Raw genomic sequence first — 23,808 nt, 5'->3', positions numbered from 1 at the left:
TAGAGTAGGACGTTGCCAGGCAGCATTATAGGATGCGATGAGCCGAGACCGAGAGGTCTCTTTTTTTATGCGCAAAAAAGAGAGGATGGTCCGATAGAGATGAGTTTAATTTAAGGATTACAAGAGCTGGTGCTCTTGTATAAGAACTACTAATTTCGCAAGCGAAAAAGTGGTTCTTTATAAATTAAAAAATGATACTTTACTTGCATAAGCACTACTAATCTTGCTGGCAAGAAAATAGTGCTTTAGATATTAGTCATGCTTTAAAATTGTCAGAGAACGAATTAGTGCATTGGTATGTCCTTCTAGTTGTGAAAAAGGTATACCACCAAAACCTAAAATGAATTTTACAGATTGCTGTGATTTATCATATTTACTAAAAGGAATAATTTTCAATTTGTTTTCTTCTGCATTTTTTAAACATTGCGTCATAGTCAAGCCATTTTTTACAGTTAGTGTAAAGTGCATGCCTGCTAATGCACCATCAATTTCTAATTGTTCTTCATAGGGTTTGAGTGCATCTAATATAAATTTAAGTTTGTCTCTATAAACATTTCTCATTTTATTTAAATGTCTCTCAAAACTACCTGACTGCATGAAGTTTGCCACCATTTTTTGTATATGTGAAGGCACTGTATTACCTTCTTTATTTTCTAGTGTATTATATAATTTTAACAATTTGTTAGGTAATACTAGGTAGGCAACTCTGCAACTTGGGAATAAAGATTTTGAGAATGTACTAATATATATGACTTTATCTTTTGTATCTAAACTTTGTAATGCAGGAATAGGCTTTCCAAAGTAACGGAATTCCGAATCATAATCATCTTCAATAATGTATCTATTTTCAAATTGCTGTGCCCAATGAATAAGTTGAGTACGCTTTTTTAAATTCATCACATAGCCGGTAGGGAACTGATGAGAAGGTGTAACATAAGCAATATTATTATTAGATTCGTTGAAATATTCTAGTTCAATTCCTGTATTGTTCACAGGTACTTGAAGATAAGTAATTTGTTTTTTGTCTAATACTTGTTTGATGGGTGGATAGCTAGGATTTTCAATTAAAAAGCGGCCTTTATTCAATATATCAGTCACTAAATTAATAAGTTGTTCTGTAGAAGAACCGATAATGATTTGTTCTGGATGACATGCTACGCCTCTACTATTAAATAAATAATGCGCTATTTCTTGGCGTAATGTCCATTCTCCTTTGGGATTTGCATGTTGTAGTAAGTTTAATTGGCTATCTTCAAAAGCATCGCGCGCATATTTTCTGAATTGTTGCATAGGAAAGTATTCTGTATCTATTTCTGATAAGTTAAAGGCAAATTCATATGTTTGTTGAGTTTGATTGTCGTTATTTTGTTCATGATGTGTGTTTGATGCGTGTATTTCTCTGGTAATAATTGGTAAAGTTTCAACGTCAGATACAAAATAGCCTGATCGTGGCTTGGCGAATATGTACCCCTCATCTGATAGGATTTGATAAGCATGTTCGATTGTTGTATTGCTTACAGATAAATGTTGCCCTAACGCGCGTTTTGAAGGGAATTTATCTCCTGATTTATATTGGCCTTCAATGATTTGTTTTTTTAGATTCTCGTATAGATTGATGTATAAATGCTCTTTCGTCATTACAACTGACCTCCTAAATTAATCTAGAATTGCCCCTTTTTAAATACCAGTTTATCTTTTAAAATGAATTTAATCAACTAAGTAAAGGGGTTAAATAAATATGTCTAAAGTAATTGGATCTGAAAGAGTTAAAAGAGGAATGGCGGAAATGCAAAAGGGCGGCGTCATTATGGACGTTGTAAATGCTGAACAAGCTAAGATAGCTGAGGATGCAGGTGCTGTTGCAGTAATGGCATTAGAGCGCGTGCCTTCTGACATTAGAGCTGCAGGTGGCGTGGCACGTATGGCTAATCCTAAAATTGTAGAAGAAGTTATGAATGCTGTTTCTATACCAGTTATGGCTAAAGGACGCATTGGTCATATAACTGAAGCTCGTGTATTAGAATCTATGGGTGTTGACTATATCGATGAATCTGAAGTATTAACACCAGCTGATGAAGAGTATCATTTACGTAAAGATACATTCACTGTACCATTTGTATGTGGTTGCCGTAACTTAGGTGAAGCTGCACGCCGTATTGGTGAAGGTGCTGCAATGTTACGTACTAAAGGTGAGCCAGGTACTGGGAACATCGTAGAAGCAGTTAGACATATGCGTCAGGTTAATTCAGAAGTGAGTCGTTTAACAGTTATGCATGACGATGAGATTATGACTGAGGCTAAAAATATTGGTGCACCATACGAAATTTTAAAATCTATTAAAGAAAATGGTAAATTACCAGTAGTTAATTTTGCAGCTGGTGGTGTAGCAACGCCTCAAGATGCTGCTTTAATGATGGAATTAGGTGCAGACGGAGTATTTGTAGGATCTGGTATTTTTAAATCAGAAGATCCAGAAAAATTTGCTAAAGCAATTGTACAAGCAACTACACATTACCAAGACTACGAACTAATTGGACGTCTAGCTAAAGAATTAGGCACAGCAATGAAAGGCTTAGATATCAATGAGTTATCATTAGAAGAGCGTATGCAAGAGCGTGGATGGTAATATGAAAATTGGTGTTTTAGCCTTACAAGGCGCTGTGAGAGAACATATACGTCATATTGCACTAAGTGGTCATGAAGGTGTAGCAGTTAAGCGTGTCGAACAGTTGGATGACATTGATGGATTGATTATACCAGGCGGAGAATCTACTACGTTACGTCGCTTAATGAATCTATATGGATTCAAAGATGCTTTGCAACAATCCACATTACCTATGTTTGGTACTTGCGCTGGCTTAATTATCTTAGCAGCGAACATTGTTGGCGAAGAAGGTTATTTAGATAAACTGAATATTACTGTTCAAAGGAATTCTTTTGGCCGACAAGTTGATAGCTTTGAAAGTGAGTTAGATGTGAAAGGAATTGCCAAAGATATTGAAGGTGTATTTATTAGAGCTCCTCATATAGAAAGTGTGCATGGTGAGGCTAGTGTACTTAGCACAGAGGGTGACAAAATTGTAGCTGTTCAACAAGGCTGTTATTTAGGAGTTTCATTTCATCCTGAATTAACGGATGATTATAGAGTCACACAATACTTCATTGAAGCGATTGTTAAACCGGCCGTAATTGAAAAAGTATAAAAAAGGGAGTGGGACAGAAATCTAATTTTTCTAACAAGATTTCGTCGTCCCACCCGGCAAAGCTGACTAAAAAATGGAATACAAGAGCTAAAGCTCTTGCATCAGAACTACTTGTCTTCATAAATGAAGTAGTAGTTCTTTAAAAGCTTGATAAAAGGGCATTTTAAGTTCAGTCAGCCACTGCCAATATAATAAAAGAGCCTGAGACATGTATTTTGTCTCAGGCTCTTTTGAATATTAAACTTTAAATAAAGAACCCTGCAATGGCTGCAGAAATAAATGAAACTAATGTAGCACCGAATAATAATTTTATACCGAATCGTGCTACTACATCGCCTTTTTCGTTGTTAAGCGATTTGATTGCGCCAGAGATAATACCGATAGAACTAAAGTTTGCGAATGATACTACGAATACTGAGATAACACCTTTTGCGTGTTCACTCATGTTTTTAACTTCACTTAGACTTTGCATTGCTACAAATTCATTTGATAATAATTTCGTTGCCATAATAGAACCAGCTTGTACAGCTTCATTCCATGGCACACCAACTAAGAATGCGAATGGTGCAAATACGAAACCGATTAGTGTTTGGAAGTCCCAAGTAATACTACCACCTGAAATACCAGTGAAAATGGCACTAACTAAGCCATTTAGTAAAGCAATAATAGCAATATAACCAATTAACATTGCGCCTACGATGACTGCTACTTTAAACCCATCTAAAATGTATTCCCCTAACATTTCGAAGAAGGATTGCTTATTTGTTTCACTTTCTTCAAGAATTAATTTATCTTCTTTTGGATCAACTTTGTAAGGGTTGATGATAGAAGCAATAATGAAACCACCGAAGAGGTTTAACACGACTGCTGTAACAACAAAACGTGGTTCAATTAACGCGAAGTAAGCACCGATAATAGATGCAGACACGGTAGACATTGCTGAAGCAGTTAAAGTATAAAGACGTTGACTTGGAATATGAGCAAGTTCCTTTTTCAACGAAATAAATACTTCTGATTGTCCTAAAATTGCTGCTGCAACAGCGTTATATGATTCTAAACGACCCATACCATTAATTTTAGATATAACTAAACCTAAGACATTAATAATTACAGGTAAAATACGAGTATATTGTAAAATACCAATTAATGCTGATATGAAAACAATTGGTAATAATACGTTAAAGAAGAATGGAGGATTCTCTGGATCTATGTATTCAAATCCACCAAATACGAAATTTACACCTTCAGCTGCTTGTGCTAATAAGTAATTAAAGCCTGCTGAAATACCACTAATGACTGTAATCCCAAATTGTGTTTTTAACAAAATAAACGCCATGATAAGTTGTATTACAAGTAATAACCCAACATATTGCCAGCGAACATTTTTTCTGTCGGAGCTGAAAAGAAAGGCTAACCCAAGAAATACTACAATCCCAATTAAACCGATAATAATATGCATATTTTTCATCCCTTTTAATTTTTTCTTACTACCTATAATACAATAAAAGTGAGAGCACTTACATCCTTAAACTAATATTTTTTAATCATATTGGTTGAAAAAGGTCAAAGTTGGTCATATAATATAGTCAAAGAAGGTCAAAAGAGGTGATAATCATGCACAATATGTCTGACATCATAGAACAGTACATTAAGAAATTATTTGAAGACACCAATAAAGACGTTGTAGAACTTCAACGTGCAAATATTGCACAGCGCTTTGACTGCGTGCCTTCTCAACTGAATTATGTAATTAAAACACGTTTTACAAATGAACATGGTTATGAAATTGAAAGTAAAAGGGGTGGCGGTGGGTACATCCGAATCACCAAAATTGAAAATAAAGATGAAACAGGTTACATTAATCACTTACTTCAATTAATAGGACCATCCATTTCTCAGCAACAAGCATATTACATTATAGATGGTTTATTAGATAAAAAATATATCAATGAACGTGAAGCAAAAATGATTTATGCTGTCATTGATAGAGAAACATTAAAAATGGATGTATTATCGAGAGATATTATACGGGCTAATATTATTAAACGTTTATTACCTGTAATAAATTATTACTAAAGCGAGGTGTTTAGTCGTGCTATGCGAAAATTGTCATTTAAACGAAGTAGAAGTTAAAGTAGCAGTAAAAGGACAAGACGGTGTAAATGAAAAATGGGTTTGTTCGACGTGTGCTCAGGGTGGCAATCCTTGGACACAAAATCAACAGTTACAATCCCAAGATGATATTGAAGGCGCATTTGTGGTAAAACAAATTTTACAGCACTTAGCAGCTAAACATGGTATCGATTTTGATGAAATTGCTTTTAAAGAAGAAAAAAGATGTCCTACTTGTCATATGACGTTAAAAGATATTGCACATGTTGGTAAATTTGGTTGTGCAAACTGCTATGCAACTTTTAAAGAAGACATTGTCGACATTGTGCGTCGTGTGCAAGGTGGTCAAATAGAACATACAGGAAAAACACCTCGATCTTCGCATAGAAAATTAGCACTAAAAAAACAAATTGAAGAAAAAAATTCATATTTAAATCAGCTTATTGAAGATCAGAATTTTGAAGAAGCTGCAATTGTTCGGGATGAAATTAAAGCATTGAAAGACGATGGCGAGGTGAAACATGATGAGTGATAATGATATTAGTGCATACATGAGTGAATGGATGCGCGATAAAGAAGAAAGCCCTGTCGTGATGTCTTCAAGAATCCGATTGGCTAGAAACTTAGAAAATCATGTCCATCCATTAATGTTTCCGTCAGAGCAGGATGGTTATAGAGTGATTAATGAGGTACAGGATGCGCTTCCTGACTTGTTTATGCAACGCTTAGATACTATGGATCAGCAAAGCAAGTATAAACTTGTTGCGAAACATCTCATAAGTCCTGAATTAATCAGACAACCTGCCTCAGCAGTGTTGCTCAACGAGGATGAATCATTGAGTATCATGGTGAATGAAGAAGATCATATTCGAATTCAAGCTATGGGAAATGATTTATCACTGCAAACATTGTACGAGAATGCTTCTACTATAGATGATACACTTGATAGTGAGTTGGATGTAAGTTTTGATGAAACATTAGGTTATTTAACAACTTGTCCGACAAACATTGGAACTGGCATGCGTGCGAGCGTGATGCTTCATTTACCGGGTTTAACAATTATGAAGCGTATGAATCGCATCGCTCAAACGATTAACAGATTTGGTTTTACGATAAGAGGAATATTTGGTGAAAGTTCGCAAGTTTATGGTCATATTTATCAAATTTCAAATCAACTGACTTTAGGAAAAACGGAAGAAGAAATCATCGAAAGTTTAACTGAAGTTGTACAACAAATCATTAATGAAGAAATGCAAATTCGCGAACGTATGAATCGTCACAATCACATTGAAACATTGGACCGAGTATATCGTTCGTTAGGAATATTAAAATATAGTAGACTGATATCTATGGAGGAAGCATCACTGAGGTTAAGTGAAGTGAAACTCGGTATTGATTTAGGCTATATTGAACTAGAAAACTTCAAATTTAATGAATTAATGGTAGCAATACAATCGCCATTCTTATTAGATGATGAAGATGATAGAGTAGTAAATGAAAAAAGAGCAGATATATTAAGAGAACATATAAATTAGGAGGTCATGCTATGCTATTTGGTAGACTGACAGAACGTGCACAGCGTGTATTAGCACATGCTCAAGAAGAAGCAATTCGCTTAAATCATTCAAATATTGGAACAGAACATTTACTTTTAGGGTTGATGAAAGAGCCTGAAGGTATTGCAGCTAAAGTATTAGAATCATTTGAAATTACTGAAGAAAAAGTAGTAGAAGAAGTAGAAAAATTAATCGGCCATGGTCAAGAACAGATGGGCGCTTTACACTACACACCTCGTGCGAAAAAAGTCATTGAATTATCAATGGATGAAGCGAGAAAATTACACCATAATTTCGTGGGAACAGAACACATTTTACTTGGTTTAATTAGAGAAAATGAAGGTGTAGCAGCACGTGTATTTGCAAACTTAGACTTAAATATAACTAAAGCACGTGCACAAGTTGTTAAAGCATTAGGTAGTCCAGAGTTAAGTAATAAAAATGCACAAGCTAATAAATCTAATAACACACCAACCTTAGATAGCCTTGCACGTGACTTAACTGTTATTGCAAAAGATGGCACACTAGATCCAGTTATTGGTAGAGACAAAGAAATTACAAGAGTAATTGAAGTTTTAAGTCGTCGTACTAAAAACAACCCAGTACTTATTGGTGAGCCAGGTGTAGGTAAAACTGCAATTGCAGAAGGCCTAGCTCAATCGATTATTAAAAATGAAGTGCCTGAGACACTTAAAGGCAAACGCGTAATGTCACTTGATATGGGAACAGTTGTAGCTGGCACGAAGTATCGAGGCGAATTTGAAGAGCGTTTGAAAAAAGTAATGGAAGAAATTCATCAAGCAGGTGACGTTATACTATTCATCGATGAATTACACACATTAGTTGGCGCAGGCGGTGCGGAAGGTGCTATTGATGCATCAAACATCTTGAAACCTGCACTTGCACGAGGAGAACTACAATGTATCGGTGCAACGACATTAGATGAATACCGTAAAAACATTGAAAAAGATGCGGCACTTGAACGTCGTTTCCAACCAGTTCAAGTCGATGAACCAACAGTTGAAGATACAATTGAAATCTTAAAAGGATTACGTGATCGTTATGAAGCACATCACCGTATTAACATTTCAGATGAAGCGGTAATTTCAGCGGCTACTTTAAGTCACCGTTATGTTTCAGATCGTTTCTTACCTGATAAAGCAATCGACTTAATTGATGAAGCAAGTTCTAAAGTTAGACTTAGAAGTCATACTACACCACCGAACTTGAAAGAATTAGAACAAGAAATTGAGCAAGTTAAAAATGAAAAAGATGCTGCAGTACATTCACAAGAATTTGAAAATGCAGCAAATCTTCGTGATAAACAAACGAAATTAGAAAAACAATACGAAGAAGCTAATAATAATTGGAAGAACGCACAAAATGGCGACAATACTTCTTTATCAGAAGAAGATATCGGAGAAGTTATCGCTGGCTGGACTGGTATTCCATTAACGAAAATTAATGAAACTGAATCAGATCGTTTATTAAACTTAGAAGATACACTTCATAACAGAGTTATTGGACAAAAAGCTGCTGTAACGTCTATCAGTAAAGCAGTTAGACGTGCGAGAGCTGGATTGAAAGATCCTAAACGTCCTATCGGTAGCTTTATCTTCTTAGGTCCTACAGGTGTAGGTAAAACTGAATTAGCTCGTGCTTTAGCAGAGTCTATGTTTGGTGAAGATGACGCAATGATTCGTGTGGATATGAGTGAATTTATGGAGAAACATGCAGTCAGTCGTTTAGTTGGTGCGCCTCCAGGTTATGTAGGACATGATGATGGTGGTCAATTGACTGAAAAAGTAAGACGTAAACCTTATTCAGTTATCTTATTTGATGAAATTGAAAAAGCACATCCAGATGTATTTAACATCTTGTTACAAGTGCTTGATGATGGACATCTTACTGATACAAAAGGACGTCGTGTAGATTTCCGTAATACAGTAATTATTATGACATCAAACGTTGGTGCACAAGAATTACAAGATCAACGCTTTGCAGGTTTCGGTGGTGCATCAGAAGGCCAAGATTACGAAACAATTCGTAACACAATGATGAAAGAATTGAAAAATGCTTTCCGTCCAGAATTCTTAAACCGTGTTGATGATACTATTGTATTCCACAAACTTTCTAAAGAAGAATTGAAAGAAATTGTAACAATGATGATTAACAAACTAACAGATCGTCTATCTGAACAAGATATCAACATCGAAGTTACAGATGCCGCAAAAGAAAAAATTGCTGAAGAAGGCTACGATCCAGAGTATGGTGCTAGACCATTAATTCGTGCAATTCAAAAAACAGTAGAAGATAACCTAAGTGAATTAATTTTAGACGGTAATCAAATTGAAGGTAAAAAAGTCGAAATTGATCATGATGGCAAAGAATTTAAATATAATATTCAAGATAGAAAAGAAAAAAAGAAAGATAAAGAAACAACAGAATTATAAGTTTAATCACTAAAAGTGAGCTTTTTAGATTATAGCGCCTCTCAAATGTGTTAGTTCGCCTTTGAGAGGCGCTTTTTATTTAATAATAGAAAATTTAAATCATTCTTTAAAAACTAGGATATCATTTTCATTCGATAAATTTATAATATTATTGGTAGTATATATCTATGCATGGTATTTTATAAAAACAGCTTTAACGTAAGTGAAGTTAGAGACAGGTATGAGCAAATGTAATTGAAAAGACTAATCGTAAAGACCGCAGTGAGTTAAATAAGATTAAAATTTGTTTTTAAACAGGTTGAGGTATAAAATAGATTTGTTCAATGAAAGATGGAGGTGCAATAGTGGCCAAGAAGAAAGTTGTTTTTGAATGTATGGCATGTGGTTATCAGTCCGCAAAATGGATGGGCAAATGTCCAAATTGTGGTGGCTGGAACCAAATGGAAGAAATTGTTGAGCAAAAGGCGGCAAGTCCAAAACATGGCGTGCGCAGTCGTGATCGCGACAACGTTTCAAAAGTACAGAAGTTAAATGAAATTAAACAAGAAACGACACCACGTGTTAAAACCAAGTCAGACGAATTTAATCGTGTGCTCGGCGGAGGTATTGTTAATGGTTCGCTCGTATTGATTGGTGGAGATCCTGGTATAGGGAAATCAACATTACTATTACAAATATGTGCGGCACTATCACAATCGCATAACGTCTTATACATAACAGGTGAGGAATCATTAAATCAAACTAAGCTAAGAGCTGAAAGATTGGATGAAGATTCAAGCGAACTTAATGTATTTGCAGAAACTGATTTAGAAGTCATTCACGAAACAGTAAAACAATTAAAACCGGATTTACTTGTAGTTGACTCAATCCAAACGATATTCCATCCGGAAATTAGTTCAGCACCAGGCTCAGTGTCTCAAGTAAGAGAAAGTACTCAAAGCTTAATGAACATTGCTAAACAAATGAATATTGCAACATTTATTGTGGGACATGTAACAAAAGAAGGTCAAATTGCTGGTCCACGCTTATTAGAACACATGGTAGATACAGTACTTTATTTCGAAGGTGACGAACACCATGCATATCGTATTTTGAGAGCGGTGAAAAACCGTTTTGGTTCTACAAATGAAATGGGTATTTTTGAAATGAAACAAAGCGGATTGAAAGGTGTTAAAAACCCATCCGAGATGTTTTTAGAAGAACGTTCGACAAATGTGCCCGGCTCGACTATTGTCTCTACAATGGAAGGCACGAGACCCTTACTCATAGAAGTTCAGGCCCTTGTTACCCCAACGACTTTTAATAATCCTAGACGGATGGCAACAGGTATTGATCACAACCGTTTGAGTCTGTTGATGGCAGTCTTGGAGAAAAAAGAAAATTATTTACTACAACAACAAGATGCGTATATTAAAGTTGCAGGTGGTGTAAGATTAACAGAACCTGCTGTTGATTTAGGTATCATTGTGGCAACTGCTTCAAGCTTTAAAGATCTAACAGTAGATGGTTTAGATTGCTTTATAGGAGAAGTTGGACTGACTGGAGAAGTGAGACGCGTATCTCGTATAGAGCAACGTGTACAGGAAGCAGAGAAACTCGGATTTAAACGTATTATTATTCCAGAATCCAATATTGGCGGATGGCAATTCCCTAGTGATATTAAGGTCATTGGCGTGAAAAGTGTTCACGAAGCCTTAAAATACGCTTTGACAAAACAATAAATTAAATTCCCAAAATTTACAGATGAGAAAACATTTAATCTGTATAACTTTATAGAGAAAGGGGTGTTAGAACTTGAACATGATAAGGATCATTGTTATTTTGTGTTATGTTATTTTAGGCGCTAGTTTAGGCGTATATCTTATTCCAGAAATTGCTGTGGATACTGGGTTAAGTGATTATATGTTATTAACTAATAACTATTTCAATGGACTACTTGGTATTGTTATTTTCTTTTTAATTTTTGGTTGGTTTATTAAAAAAGCGACATTATCGTTGAAAGAATTAGAACAAACTATAATGCGTCAAAGTGCTGTAGAAATTTTGTTTGCTACAATTGGACTGATGATCGGTTTAGTTATTTCTGTTATGATATCATTTATTTTTCAAATTATAGGTAATAATGTGTTGAACCATTTTGTGCCAATCATTGTTACAATTATTTTAGGTTATTTCGGTTTTCAATTTGGCTTACGCAAACGTGATGAAATGTTATTGTTCTTCCCGGAAAATATGGCGCGCTCGATGTCTATTAACGCACGTAATGCAGTGCCAAAAATTATTGATACAAGTGCTATTATAGATGGTCGCATTTTAGATATTATAGAGTGTGGTTTTATTGATGGTGAAATACTCATACCACAAGGTGTCATCAATGAATTGCAAGTTGTTGCTGATGCAAATGACAGTGTGAAACGTGAAAAGGGTCAACGAGGGTTAGATATTTTGAATTCACTATATGATACTAATCATCCTACGCGTATTATTCATCCGACGAAGTCTCATAGTGACATCGATGCAATGTTAATTAAGTTAGCACAGCACTACAGAGCACATATTATCACTACTGATTTCAACCTCAATAAAGTGTGTCATGTGCAAGGTATTCAAGCGTTAAATGTTAATGATTTATCCGAAGCGATTAAACCTTCAGTACATCAAGGTGACCGTTTTAACTTATTACTTACTAAAATGGGTAAAGAATCAGGACAAGCAGTTGGATACTTAGATGATGGAACAATGGTTGTTGTAGATAATGCCAAGAAACATATCGGTGAGTATATTGATTTAGAAGTAATCAGTTTATTACAAACGTCATCAGGAAGAATTATTTTTGCAAAAAAGATTAATTAAATAAATTACTAAAGGTTTTATATGAAATGTAGCTAAAATTGTTACAGTTTCACATGAAACTTTTTTTGATAGTTGAATATAATTTTTATAAAATTTGTGTGCTGATCACTTTGGATTTAAGCACAGTGATTTCATATTAAGCTTTAAAGTGCTACAATTGATAGCGAAATTGTATTACTATAAAAGGAATGACGAGTGTGTAGCATGTGTGTGAAAGTACACAGTTTTTTGGATAGTGATACTTTTAAAAATTATAAGCTATGGTATTATTAATAAGCGTAGAATAACAAACTTATTAATGGTTGAGCGTCATTATTATTGTTAACGACATAAAGTTAAGTTGATACACGTTCAGCTTTTTTGATGTGTGTATGAGTGTAACAAGTGATGAAACATAAAACGCTATAAAAACATTATTAATTAATATTAAAAACGGGAGTGAACATAATGAGTGATCGTGTAAGAGTTAGATATGCCCCAAGTCCAACAGGTTATTTGCATATCGGTAATGCAAGAACTGCATTATTCAACTATTTATTTGCTAAACATTATGATGGAGATTTTGTAATTCGTATAGAAGATACGGACAGTAAACGTAATCTAACTGATGGCGAATCTTCACAATTTGATAATTTAAAATGGTTAGGCATCGATTGGGACGAATCTGTCGATAAAGATAAAGGTTATGGCCCTTATCGCCAATCAGAACGTGGCGAGATCTATAATCCGCTTATTCAGCAATTATTAGATGAAGACAAAGCGTATAAATGTTATATGACTGAAGAAGAACTTGAAGCTGAGCGTGAACAACAAATCAAACGTGGAGAAATGCCACGTTATGGTGGGAAACATGCACACTTAACTGAAGAAGAGCGTCAACAATTCGAAGCGGAAGGTCGTCAACCTGCCATTCGTTTCCGTGTTCCTAAAGACACAACGTTCACTTTTGAAGATATGGTTAAAGGTGAAATTTCATTTGATTCAGATAATATGGGTGACTGGGTTATTGTTAAAAAAGATGGTGTACCTACTTACAATTTTGCAGTAGCTATTGATGATCACTACATGGAAATTTCAGATGTTATTCGCGGCGATGATCATATTTCTAATACACCAAAACAATTAATGATTTATGAAACGTTTGGTTGGGAAGCGCCTAGATTCGCGCATATGTCACTTATCGTTAATGAAGAACGTAAAAAATTAAGTAAACGCGACGGACAAATCCTACAATTCATCGAACAATATCGTGATTTAGGTTATTTACCGGAAGCATTATTTAACTTTATTACATTGTTAGGCTGGTCACCAGAAGGCGAAGAAGAAGTTTATTCTAAAGAAGAATTCATTAAAATCTTCGATGAAAAACGTTTATCTAAATCACCTGCATTTTTCGACAAGCAAAAATTAGCATGGGTGAATAACCAATATATGAAACAAAAAGATACTGAAACAGTATTCGAATTAGCTTTACCACACCTTATCAAAGCAGAATTACTACCTGAAAATCCAAACGAAGCAGATTTGGAATGGGGTCGTAAACTTGTTGCGCTTTATCAAAAAGAAATGAGTTATGCTGGAGAAATCGTTCCTTTATCTGAGCTATTCTTCCGTGACGAACAAATTTTAGGTGACGATGAACAAGAAATCATCGAGGGTGAACAAGTGCCAGAACTAATGAACCACTTATATGGAAAGTTAGAAGCACTTGAACCATTTGAAGCGGCAGAAATTAAAAAAACAATCAAAGAAGTTCAAAAAGAAACTGGTATTAAAGGCAAACAACTATTCATGCCAATTCGTGTTGCTGTAACAGGCCAAATGCATGGACCAGAATTACCAAATACAATTGAAGTATTAGGTAAAGAAAAAGTGTTACTACGTTTGAAAAACTACGTTAAATAAAGAGGGTTGCGTGCGATGATATTGTCTCAAGATGAAAATACTTGAAAAATTACATCGAACCACCTATTATTAAAATTGAAATGGCCTTAGGATTAGTAAGCGATGAAATGTGTCAAGAGAGTGTGCGGTTGCTGTGAGCACACCACTGAAATTGCTGAATGCACCTTTGTGTTAATGAACTAAATAAACTTTAATGAGTGAAGATAAGTTGTTTTATATTTTTAACCATACTTATGGTTAAGGTAATCAACTTATATTTAAAAATAAGAGTGGAACCGTGCAAAGCACCTCTAACAAGTCAGTTAGAGGTGCTTTTTTTAATAAGGAGGTAGCAACCTTGTTTAAGATATTGAAAAGAATAAAAGATGATGTAAACATGGTGTTTGAACAAGACCCAGCTGCGCGCACTACATTGGAAGTTGTCACTTCTTATGCAGGTATACATGCAGTGTGGAGTCATTTGATTGCGCATGAATTATATAAAAAGAAGAAATATATATTAGCAAGATTAATTTCGCAAGTTGCACGCTTTTTCACAGGTATTGAAATACATCCTGGGGCTAAAATAGGCAAACGTTTATTTATTGACCACGGTATGGGTGTTGTTATTGGAGAAACATGTAATATAGGAAATAACGTCACGATTTATCAAGGTGTTACATTAGGCGGTACTGGTAAAGAACGAGGTAAACGTCACCCTGATATAGGGGACAATGTATTAATAGCTGCGGGCGCCAAAGTACTAGGTGATATTAAAATTGATTCGAATGTGAACATAGGAGCAAACTCAGTTGTGTTAAATTCTGTACCAAGTTATTCAACAGTCGTAGGTATACCGGGTCATATCGTTAAGCAAGATGGTAGACGTATTGGTAAAACGTTCGATCACCGTAACTTACCAGATCCTGTTTATGAACAATTGAAAGAATTAGAAAAACAACTTGAGAAAACAAGAAATGGAGAGATACAAGATGATTACATTATATAATACGTTAACACGTCAAAAAGAGACGTTTGAGCCTATTGAGCCAGGTAAGGTTAAAATGTATGTTTGTGGACCAACAGTATATAATTATATTCATATTGGTAATGCAAGACCTGCAATTAATTACGATGTGGTAAGAAGATATTTCGAATATCAAGGATACGAAGTGGTATATGTGTCGAACTTTACTGACGTTGACGATAAATTAATCAAGCGTTCTAAAGAATTAGGTGAATCTGTAGAAACGATAGCAGATCGTTATATCGATGCCTTTTACGAAGATGTAGGTGCACTAAACGTTAAAAAAGCAACATCTAATCCACGTGTCATGAACCATATGGATGATATTATTAAGTTTATTAAAGAACTTGTAGATCAAGGCAATGCTTATGAAAGCGGTGGCGATGTATACTTCAGAACACGTAAATTTGAAGACTACGGTAAATTAAGTCATCAATCATTGAATGATTTGAAGGTAGGCGCTCGTATAGAACAAGGTGAACAAAAAGAAGACGCTTTGGATTTTACATTATGGAAACAAGCAAAACCAGAAGAAATAAGCTGGGATAGTCCATTTGGTAAAGGTAGACCAGGCTGGCACATTGAATGTTCTGTAATGGCATATCATGAACTAGGAGCAACAATTGATATTCATGCGGGTGGCACAGATTTACAATTCCCTCATCATGAGAATGAAATTGCACAATCAGAAGCACATAACCATGCACCGTTTGCTAACTATTGGATGCATAATGGATTTATCAACATAGATAATGAAAAAATGAGTAAGTCGTTAGGTAATTTCGTGCTTGTTCACGATATTATAAAACAAATCGACCCTGATGTATTACGTTTCTTTATGATCAGTGTACATTATAGAAGTCCAATTAATTATAATGTTGAACTTGTTGAAGCAGCTAAGAGTGGGTTAGAGCGTGTACGTAACAGTTATCAAGCGATTGAAGAACGTGAAGCGATTGCGACAAATATTGAAGATCAATCTGCATATGTAGAAGCAATTGATGATATTTTAAAACAATTTGAAACAGTAATGAATGATGATTTTAATACAGCCAATGCAATTACTGCATGGTATGATTTAGCAAAACTAGCTAATAAATACATCTTAGAAAACACAACTTCTACAACAGTAATTGAACGCTTTAAACAAGTATATGAAATTTTCAGCGACGTACTTGGTGTGCCACTTAAAGGTAAAGAGAGCGACATGCTTTTAGATGAACAAGTCGAAGCGTTAATAGAAGAAAGAAACAAGGCGAGACAAAATAAAGACTTTGCGCGTGCAGACGAAATTCGTGATGACTTAAAAGCACAAAATATTATTTTAGAAGATACAGCGCAGGGTGTGAGATTTAAACGTGGCTAATATGGATAACAAATTATTGAATCCTTTGACGTTGGCATATATGGGCGATGCTGTTTTAGATCAACACGTGAGAGAATATATCGTGTTGAAATTGAAAGCTAAACCTAACCGATTACATCAAGAAGCAAAACGCTATGTGTCTGCTAAGAGTCAGGCAGAGACACTTGAGTTTTTAATGGAAAACAATTGGTTTACTGAAAGTGAACAAGATATTGTGCGTCGCGGTAGAAATGCTAAAAGTTATACAAAAGCGAAGAATACAGATATACAAACATATCGTAAAAGTTCAGGATTAGAAGCCGTCATTGGTTTTTTATATCTAGAAAAAGAACATGAACGTTTAACATCATTGTTAGAATGTATCGTAAAAAATGTAGATGAAAGGTAGTGGTACTGTGGAAGAGATAGTTATAGTCGGTCGCCATGCAGTTAAAGAAGCGATTGTCTCAGGACATACAATTAATAAGATTTTAATTCAAGATACTATCAAAAAAGGTCAAATAAATGAAATTTTAAAAAAAGCAAATAGCCAAAAAATCATTGTACAAACAGTGCCGAAATCTAAAATAGACGGATTGTCAGAGTCACCTCATCAAGGGATTGCAGCATATATTGCACCATATGAATATGCAGATTTCGACGAATTTTTAGTTACGCAAAAAGCACAAGACAAATTATCTACAGTACTTATACTAGATGGTTTAGAAGATCCGCATAATTTAGGATCGATTTTAAGAACGGCTGATGCCTCAGGTGTGGATGCAGTTATCATTCCAAAGAGACGTTCAGTTGCACTAACACAAACGGTAGCTAAAGCCTCTACAGGTGCAATAGAGCACATACCTGTTATTCGTGTGACGAACTTAGCTAATACGATTGATACTTTAAAAGACAATGGTTATTGGGTTGTTGGTACTGAAGCGGAGAATTCAACGGATTATAGAGAAATGGATGCAGCTATGCCTTTAGCGATTGTGATTGGAAGCGAAGGACAAGGTATGAGCCGTTTAGTAAAAGATAAATGTGACTTCTATATCAATATTCCTATGGTTGGTCATGTTAATAGTTTAAATGCGTCAGTAGCAGCAAGTCTGATGATGTATGAGGTTTACCGCAAACGTCATCAGATTGGAGATAAGAGATGAAGGATCGTTACTTAATCATTGATGGTTATAATATGATAGGGCAATCGCAGGACTTAAGTCGAATAGCAAAAGACAATCTCGAGGAAGCACGTGATCAATTACTTACAGCTATAGCGAATTACAATGCTGTAATAGCTGATGAAGTTGTCTGCGTTTTTGATGCTTATGAACAATCCGGCCCACCTACAGAATATATGTACCACGGGGTTAAAACGATATTCACAAAAGAAAAAGAAACGGCAGACAGTTATATAGAACGTTATGTCTATGATTTATACGAGAAACATACTAGACATATTACGGTTGTCACGAGTGATATGAGTGAACAGCATGCGATATTCGGTGCGGGAGCTTATCGTATATCTTCAAGAGAGATGTGGAGAGACTTAAGAGAGAACGAAGTATCTGTATCTAAAGAGCTCGATGGCTTCAACGAACAAAAGCCACGAACACGAATCGAGCTCTCTCATGAGATTCTTAAAGAATTTGAAAAATTAAGACGCGGAGATAATCACAAATAACTATTTTGCACCTTGATTTTTTTATAGCAAACCCTGTATCCTATGCTTACTTTAAGGAAAGGATTACGGACATGTTTGATAGAATTCACAACAAAGAATGTACAACTTATTCGAAGAATCGATTACAAAATGAAATTGATGTGGAACAAATTATTGATGAAATGACACCATTGATTAATAAAAGATTAAATCATTTTTCAGTTCACCCGAGTGACAAAGAAGATTTATGCCAAGAAGTACTTTTGAAATTGTATAGTGTGTTAAGCCGTTTTGATTTTACAGAAGCGACGCCTTTAGAACATTATGTCAATTGCGTCATAAAAAATGTAAAAAATGATTATATACGCAAAAAAATGTATACACAACGCCGTCAAGAAGTGCTTGTGAATGAATTTATAGTTACTTATAATAATTCAAAATCTGAACAACCTATAGACAAATACATCATTGCACGGGAAATATCTTCGCAATTAAAGCAGTGCTTGAAAAGACTAACCGATTTAGAACAACGTATTATAAGTTATATTTTAATAGACTATAAACCACAGGAAATTGCACAAATTTTAAATTTAAACACCAAAGTAGTTTACAATGCCATACATCGTTGTAAAATAAAGATAAGACGTTGTTTGGAAAAATGAAAATATGTATTGAAACCAAGTTGTATGTAGTGCCAGTATCACGAAAATAGCATGTTTGAGTGGATTGCTGACAATTGACAATTGACTCAGAAGTTCTGTATAGTAGATTGGTATTATAATGAGTAAGGTGAAGTCTAATGAAAAAAGTACCACTGAATTGTGAAGTCTGTGGCAGTAGAAATTATAATGTTCCGAAACAAAGTAACCTTACATCTAGAATGACATTAAAAAAACATTGTCCGAGATGTAATGCACATACGATGCACAAGGAATCAAAATAATAAGATGACATATTAAGTAATCAGTTGAGTGAATATATCTTTCCAACTAAGTTGAGAGTATTGTATTTGCTTGATTTGTTATATGGAATAAGCAATAACGAAATAATACGGAGGTCTTGTTAATGGCTAAAAAAGAAAATTTCTTCCAAGGCGTAAAGTCAGAAATGGAAAAGACAAGTTGGCCAACGAAAGAAGAATTATTTAAGTACACAGTCATTGTTGTAGCTACAGTAGTATTTTTCTTAGTGTTCTTCTATGCCTTAGACTTAGGAATTGGTAGAATTATAGAGTTAATTAAATAGATAGGAGTGACGACATGTCTGAAGAAGTTGACGCAAAGCGTTGGTATGCTGTGCATACTTATTCTGGTTATGAAAATAAAGTTAAAAAGAATTTAGAAAAACGTGTTGAATCTATGAATATGACAGAAAAAATATTCAGAGTAGTTATACCGGAAGAGGAAGAAACACAAGTTAAAGATGGTAAAGCCAAAACATTAACTAAAAAAACATTTCCTGGTTATGTATTAGTTGAATTAGTGATGACAGATGAATCATGGTATATTGTGAGAAATACACCTGGCGTAACAGGATTTGTTGGTTCAGCTGGTTCTGGATCTAAACCTAACCCATTGCTTCCAGATGAAGCACGTTTCATCCTTAAACAAATGGGCATGAAAGAGAAAACAATTGATGTTCAATTAGATTTAGGTGAACAAGTGAGAGTTAAATCAGGTCCATTCGCTAATCAAGTTGGCGAAGTTCAAGAAATTGAGGCTGATAAATTCAAACTTACTGTTCTCGTAGACATGTTTGGTAGAGAAACACCAGTAGAAGTAGAATTTGATCAAGTTGAAAAACTGTAGATGATTACAAGTGCTAAGGCACTTGCATAAGTGGCACTAATCTCGCTAAAGCGAGAAGAGCCACTTTACATGCATTAAGAACCTCTAATCACTAAAGTGATGAAAGTTTTGAGGATTACCTGAGCTAAAGCTCATGCATAACAATATCTAATCACTAAAGTGATGAATGTTTAGAGGATTACCTGAGTTGAAGCTCATGCATATAGAACCTCTAATCACTAAAGTGATGAATGTTTTGGGGACTACCTGAGCTAAAGCTCATGCATAAGAAGACCTAATCAATGAAATTGATAAGGTCTTCTTTAAAAAAGTTACACTTTACCATTGCGTTATCAAACGGGTTAATGGTATAATACTGTGGTCGCGCTCATAGAGCGTTCATTTCGTCACGAAATGTAGAAGAGTGGGAGGACAAAATTGAGTCCTGTGACCACATCACGATATCAAGGAGGTGCACATCGTGGCTAAAAAAGTAGAAAAAGTAGTTAAATTACAAATTCCTGCAGGTAAAGCAAATCCAGCACCACCAGTTGGTCCGGCATTAGGTCAAGCAGGTGTGAATATTATGGGATTCTGTAAGGAATTCAACGCACGTACACAAGAAGACGTAGGTTTAATCATACCGGTAGAAATTAGTGTTTATGAAGATCGTTCATTTACATTTATTACAAAAACACCACCGGCTCCAGTACTACTTAAAAAAGCTGCTGGCGTTGAAAAAGGTTCAGGCGAACCTAATAAAAACAAAGTAGCAACAGTAACTAAAGATCAAGTACGTGAAATTGCAAACCAAAAAATGCAAGATTTAAACGCTGCAGACGAAGAAGCAGCTATGCGTATTATCGAAGGTACTGCTCGTAGTATGGGTATTACAGTTCAATAATTAAAAATTAGTAATGAAAACATAGATTGACGATAGAAGCAGATGACAGAAAAGACAAACATGATGACAGCATTCAATATTGTCGTAATATGAGGAATAAATGTCATTTATTAAGGAAGTTCATTCCAACGATAAAATACAATTAAACCTCTCTGTTATCTGCTCTTAACTTGTGAAAACAAGTAAATGTGGGAGGGAATTCCGCTAAAACCACTGAAGGAGGAACATGAAATGGCTAAAAAAAGCAAAAGATATCAAGAAGTAGCTAGCAAAATTGATCGTGAAAAACACTACAGTGTTGAAGAAGCGATTGCATTAGCTAAAGAAACAAGCATTGCTAACTTTGACGCATCAGTTGAAGTAGCATTCCGTTTAGGTATTGATACACGTAAAAATGATCAACAAATCCGTGGAGCAGTAGTGCTTCCAAACGGTACTGGTAAATCACAAAGTGTATTAGTATTCGCAAAAGGCGAAAAAGCAGCTGAAGCAGAAGCAGCAGGTGCTGATTTCGTTGGTGAAGGTGAATACGTAGAAAAAATCCAACAAGGTTGGTTTGATTTCGACGTAGTAGTAGCTACACCAGACATGATGGGCGAAGTTGGTAAACTTGGTCGCGTATTAGGACCTAAAGGTTTAATGCCAAACCCTAAAACTGGAACAGTAACTATGGATGTTACTAAAGCAGTTGAAGAAATCAAAGCTGGTAAAGTTGAATACCGTGCTGAAAAATCAGGTATCGTTCATGCATCAATTGGTAAAACATCATTTGATACTGAAAAATTAGTTGAAAACTTCAGAACTTTACAAGACGTTTTAACTAAATTAAAACCTGCATCAGCTAAAGGTACTTACTTCAAATCTGTTGCTGTAACAACAACAATGGGTCCTGGAGTTAAAGTTGACACATCAGGCTTTAAACTATAATTTTTAACATAAAATATTTTAAGGCTGAAAGTCTTGCTTTCAGCCTTAAATAAATATTGACATAACACATGAAACCAGTTATATTGGTTAATGTATTATTTTACCTAAGACAGTAGGAGTTAGTGATAACTTAAAATTATATCCTGCCGAGGCTAAAATTGACTTGAACGTGAAGAATTTAGATCTTTCAAGCACTTTTTGCCACGGGTAGAAAGTGCTTTTTTTATTGAGTAATGTTTATAAGGACAATAACTCAAGATAAAAAGCACCAAACTAAATCTATGGAGGTGTCTAAATGTCTGCTATCATCGATGCAAAACAACAACAAGTTGATATCATTGCAGAACAACTTAAAAACTCAGTATCTACAGTTATCGTTGACTATCGTGGTCTAAGCGTTGCTGAAGTAACTGAATTACGTTCGCAATTACGTGAAGCTGGTGTTGAGTATAAAGTTTACAAAAACACTATGGTTCGCCGTGCAGCTGAACAAGCTGGTATTGACGGGTTAAACGAATTCTTAGTAGGTCCTACAGCAATCGCAACTTCAACTGAAGATGTAGTTGCTCCAGCGAAAGTAATCGCGGGATTCGCTAAAGAACATAAAGCATTAGAAGTTAAAACAGGTGTTATGGAAGGCAATGTTATCTCAGCAGAGCAAGTTAACACTGTTGGTACATTACCATCACACGACGGTCTTGTTTCTATGCTTTTATCAGTATTACAAGCTCCAGTACGCAACTTCGCTTATGCGGTTAAAGCAATTGGAGAAGAACAAGAAGGAAAAGAAGAAAGCGCTGAATAATTGCGCATAAACTAATAACAATTAATGGAGGAATATTAAAATGGCTAATCAAGAACAAATCATTGAAGCAATTAAAGAAATGTCAGTTTTAGAATTAAACGACTTAGTAAAAGCAATTGAAGAAGAATTTGGTGTAACTGCAGCAGCTCCAGTAGCAGCAGCAGGGGCAGCAGGTGGCGGAGACGCTGAAGCTGAACAAACTGAATTCAACGTTGAATTAACATCAGCTGGATCATCTAAAATCAAAGTTGTTAAAGCTGTTAAAGAAGCAACTGGTCTTGGATTAAAAGATGCTAAAGGTTTAGTTGACGATGCTCCTAAAGTAATCAAAGAAGGACTAGCTAAAGAAGACGCTGAAGAACTTAAAGCAACTTTAGAAGAAGCTGGCGCTACAGTAGAAATCAAATAATTTTTGCTGTCTAACAGTTAATAATTATATAGTGAAGATGATACAAGCAGCTTAATGCATCGCTACTTCGGTACGCTGATTTTAAGTGAAATGTATTTTATCTGAAATCTTTGAGAAATGAAAACCCCGTTATTAGTATAACGGGGTTTTATCTTATTTGATCTATATCTATGGTCGTTACTGTGGTTCGACCACAATGTGACATATAACATGGGTATAGTATTAATCTAAGAAGAATTAGATTAAAAGAGGTGTAGTCATGAGTCATTATTATGATGAAAATCCTGAAGTAGAAAGTGATGAGTTGCTTTTTACGTACTCCTACGATAACTGTAAATTAGAGCTAGTAACAGATTCAGGCGTCTTTTCAAAAGGAAAGATTGACTTTGGATCAGATTTATTAGTAAAAACTTTTTTGAAAGCATATCCTCCTGGCCCTACTAAACGCATCTTGGATGTTGGTTGTGGTTATGGCCCTATCGGTTTAATGATTGCAAAAACTTCCCCGCATCATGAAGTGACGATGGTTGATGTTAATCAGCGTGCACTATCATTATCAAGAAAAAACAGAAAAAAGAACCGTATAGACAACGTGGAAATCAAAGAAAGTGATGGTTTATCGCAGGTAGAAGCCGACGCTTATGATTTTATGCTGACTAATCCACCGATTAGAGCAGGAAAAAAAGTCGTTCACAGCATTTTAGAAGACGCATATAAGGTATTAAAGCAAGATGGCGCGCTGTATGTCGTAATTCAAAAAAAACAAGGCATGTCATCAGCAAAGCAAAAAATGCAAGACACTTTTAACAATGTAGAAGTCTTAGCAAAAGACAAAGGTTACTACATTTTAAGAAGCACGAAAGCTTGATTTAAAAGT

At 35.1% G+C, this 23,808-nt stretch carries 25 protein-coding genes and 1 other annotated feature; of the genes, 23 read left to right on the top strand and 2 right to left on the bottom strand.

The window, feature by feature from the left end; all coding sequences use genetic code 11:
- Positions 1 to 252 precede the first annotated feature (252 nt).
- Positions 253 to 1,638, bottom strand: coding sequence for a MocR-like pyridoxine biosynthesis transcription factor PdxR (pdxR, locus tag SOJ_RS13045; RefSeq protein WP_002508593.1), 1,386 nt, complete (start codon positions 1,636 to 1,638; stop codon positions 253 to 255).
- A 100-nt stretch (positions 1,639 to 1,738) separates the two neighbouring features.
- Here pdxR and pdxS point away from each other — a divergent pair, with 100 nt between their 5' ends.
- Complete coding sequence (gene pdxS, locus SOJ_RS13040; RefSeq protein ID WP_002508592.1) at positions 1,739 to 2,626, top strand: pyridoxal 5'-phosphate synthase lyase subunit PdxS; 888 nt, start codon at positions 1,739 to 1,741, stop codon at positions 2,624 to 2,626.
- 1 nt (position 2,627) lies between these two features.
- A complete protein-coding gene (gene pdxT, locus SOJ_RS13035; protein ID WP_002508591.1) occupies positions 2,628 to 3,203 on the top strand; it encodes a pyridoxal 5'-phosphate synthase glutaminase subunit PdxT in 576 nt (191 codons plus the stop codon).
- A 244-nt stretch (positions 3,204 to 3,447) separates the two neighbouring features.
- Here the strand turns inward: pdxT and SOJ_RS13030 are convergent, their stop codons facing one another.
- Positions 3,448 to 4,662 carry a NupC/NupG family nucleoside CNT transporter gene (locus tag SOJ_RS13030; protein ID WP_002508590.1) on the bottom strand — a complete coding sequence of 405 codons (1,215 nt, stop codon included), beginning with the start codon at positions 4,660 to 4,662 and terminating at the stop codon, positions 3,448 to 3,450.
- Positions 4,663 to 4,817: 155 nt separating this feature from the next.
- Between SOJ_RS13030 and SOJ_RS13025 the strand changes: the two genes are divergently transcribed.
- The 21 genes from SOJ_RS13025 to SOJ_RS12930 all read left to right on the top strand — a co-directional run bounded on the left by SOJ_RS13025 (position 4,818) and on the right by SOJ_RS12930 (position 23,799).
- Positions 4,818 to 5,279 (top strand): CtsR family transcriptional regulator, encoded by a 462-nt coding sequence (locus SOJ_RS13025; RefSeq protein ID WP_002508589.1) that lies wholly within the window; start codon positions 4,818 to 4,820, stop codon positions 5,277 to 5,279.
- Positions 5,280 to 5,295: 16 nt separating this feature from the next.
- Positions 5,296 to 5,847 carry a UvrB/UvrC motif-containing protein gene (locus SOJ_RS13020; RefSeq protein ID WP_002508588.1) on the top strand — a complete coding sequence of 184 codons (552 nt, stop codon included), beginning with the start codon at positions 5,296 to 5,298 and terminating at the stop codon, positions 5,845 to 5,847.
- Complete coding sequence (locus tag SOJ_RS13015) at positions 5,840 to 6,850, top strand: protein arginine kinase (RefSeq protein WP_002508587.1); 1,011 nt, start codon at positions 5,840 to 5,842, stop codon at positions 6,848 to 6,850. Before SOJ_RS13020 ends, SOJ_RS13015 begins: the two co-directional genes overlap by 8 nt.
- An 11-nt stretch (positions 6,851 to 6,861) precedes the next feature.
- The gene (locus tag SOJ_RS13010) at positions 6,862 to 9,324 is read left to right on the top strand and encodes an ATP-dependent Clp protease ATP-binding subunit (protein WP_002508586.1); all 2,463 of its coding nucleotides are present in this window, start codon (positions 6,862 to 6,864) and stop codon (positions 9,322 to 9,324) included.
- Between the two features lie 344 nt (positions 9,325 to 9,668).
- Positions 9,669 to 11,045 carry a DNA repair protein RadA gene (gene radA / locus SOJ_RS13005; protein WP_002508585.1) on the top strand — a complete coding sequence of 459 codons (1,377 nt, stop codon included), beginning with the start codon at positions 9,669 to 9,671 and terminating at the stop codon, positions 11,043 to 11,045.
- A 73-nt stretch (positions 11,046 to 11,118) separates the two neighbouring features.
- A complete protein-coding gene (locus SOJ_RS13000) occupies positions 11,119 to 12,177 on the top strand; it encodes a PIN/TRAM domain-containing protein (RefSeq protein WP_021339719.1) in 1,059 nt (352 codons plus the stop codon).
- 447 nt (positions 12,178 to 12,624) lie between these two features.
- Positions 12,625 to 14,082 carry a glutamate--tRNA ligase gene (gene gltX / locus SOJ_RS12995; protein ID WP_002508583.1) on the top strand — a complete coding sequence of 486 codons (1,458 nt, stop codon included), beginning with the start codon at positions 12,625 to 12,627 and terminating at the stop codon, positions 14,080 to 14,082.
- Positions 14,083 to 14,428: 346 nt separating this feature from the next.
- A complete protein-coding gene (gene cysE / locus SOJ_RS12990) occupies positions 14,429 to 15,070 on the top strand; it encodes a serine O-acetyltransferase (RefSeq protein ID WP_031266086.1) in 642 nt (213 codons plus the stop codon).
- Positions 15,054 to 16,454, top strand: coding sequence for a cysteine--tRNA ligase (gene cysS, locus SOJ_RS12985; protein ID WP_002508581.1), 1,401 nt, complete (start codon positions 15,054 to 15,056; stop codon positions 16,452 to 16,454). The genes cysE and cysS overlap by 17 nt, the downstream gene beginning before the upstream one ends.
- A 1-nt stretch (position 16,455) precedes the next feature.
- Complete coding sequence (locus SOJ_RS12980) at positions 16,456 to 16,842, top strand: Mini-ribonuclease 3 (protein WP_002508580.1); 387 nt, start codon at positions 16,456 to 16,458, stop codon at positions 16,840 to 16,842.
- Between the two features lie 7 nt (positions 16,843 to 16,849).
- A complete protein-coding gene (gene rlmB, locus SOJ_RS12975) occupies positions 16,850 to 17,599 on the top strand; it encodes a 23S rRNA (guanosine(2251)-2'-O)-methyltransferase RlmB (RefSeq protein WP_002508579.1) in 750 nt (249 codons plus the stop codon).
- A complete protein-coding gene (locus SOJ_RS12970) occupies positions 17,596 to 18,120 on the top strand; it encodes an NYN domain-containing protein (protein ID WP_002508578.1) in 525 nt (174 codons plus the stop codon). Before rlmB ends, SOJ_RS12970 begins: the two co-directional genes overlap by 4 nt.
- Positions 18,121 to 18,191: 71 nt before the next feature.
- Positions 18,192 to 18,761, top strand: a complete 570-nt coding sequence (locus SOJ_RS12965; protein ID WP_002508577.1) for a sigma-70 family RNA polymerase sigma factor — start codon at positions 18,192 to 18,194, stop codon at positions 18,759 to 18,761.
- 137 nt (positions 18,762 to 18,898) lie between these two features.
- Positions 18,899 to 19,042, top strand: a complete 144-nt coding sequence (rpmG, locus tag SOJ_RS14250) for a 50S ribosomal protein L33 (protein WP_002508576.1) — start codon at positions 18,899 to 18,901, stop codon at positions 19,040 to 19,042.
- Between the two features lie 122 nt (positions 19,043 to 19,164).
- The gene (secE, locus tag SOJ_RS12960; RefSeq protein WP_002484168.1) at positions 19,165 to 19,344 is read left to right on the top strand and encodes a preprotein translocase subunit SecE; all 180 of its coding nucleotides are present in this window, start codon (positions 19,165 to 19,167) and stop codon (positions 19,342 to 19,344) included.
- Between the two features lie 14 nt (positions 19,345 to 19,358).
- Positions 19,359 to 19,907, top strand: coding sequence for a transcription termination/antitermination protein NusG (gene nusG / locus SOJ_RS12955; RefSeq protein ID WP_002508575.1), 549 nt, complete (start codon positions 19,359 to 19,361; stop codon positions 19,905 to 19,907).
- 460 nt (positions 19,908 to 20,367) lie between these two features.
- Positions 20,368 to 20,790, top strand: coding sequence for a 50S ribosomal protein L11 (gene rplK, locus SOJ_RS12950; RefSeq protein ID WP_002508574.1), 423 nt, complete (start codon positions 20,368 to 20,370; stop codon positions 20,788 to 20,790).
- A gap of 231 nt (positions 20,791 to 21,021) precedes the next feature.
- Entirely contained in the window at positions 21,022 to 21,717 is a 696-nt protein-coding gene (gene rplA / locus SOJ_RS12945) for a 50S ribosomal protein L1 (RefSeq protein ID WP_002508573.1), read from the top strand.
- Between the two features lie 85 nt (positions 21,718 to 21,802).
- Positions 21,803 to 21,950 (top strand) — a sequence feature (ribosomal protein L10 leader region).
- Between the two features lie 62 nt (positions 21,951 to 22,012).
- Positions 22,013 to 22,522 carry a 50S ribosomal protein L10 gene (gene rplJ, locus SOJ_RS12940; protein ID WP_002508572.1) on the top strand — a complete coding sequence of 170 codons (510 nt, stop codon included), beginning with the start codon at positions 22,013 to 22,015 and terminating at the stop codon, positions 22,520 to 22,522.
- Positions 22,523 to 22,562: 40 nt separating this feature from the next.
- Complete coding sequence (rplL, locus tag SOJ_RS12935) at positions 22,563 to 22,931, top strand: 50S ribosomal protein L7/L12 (protein WP_002508571.1); 369 nt, start codon at positions 22,563 to 22,565, stop codon at positions 22,929 to 22,931.
- A gap of 259 nt (positions 22,932 to 23,190) precedes the next feature.
- Positions 23,191 to 23,799 carry a class I SAM-dependent methyltransferase gene (locus SOJ_RS12930; RefSeq protein ID WP_002508570.1) on the top strand — a complete coding sequence of 203 codons (609 nt, stop codon included), beginning with the start codon at positions 23,191 to 23,193 and terminating at the stop codon, positions 23,797 to 23,799.
- Positions 23,800 to 23,808 lie beyond the last annotated feature (9 nt).

It is taken from the genome of Staphylococcus sp. OJ82 (genome assembly GCF_000294465.1).
Classification (GTDB): domain Bacteria; phylum Bacillota; class Bacilli; order Staphylococcales; family Staphylococcaceae; genus Staphylococcus; species Staphylococcus equorum.
The sequence above is the reverse complement of the archived record's forward strand: the minus strand, read 5'-3'. Positions and strand labels throughout refer to the sequence as shown.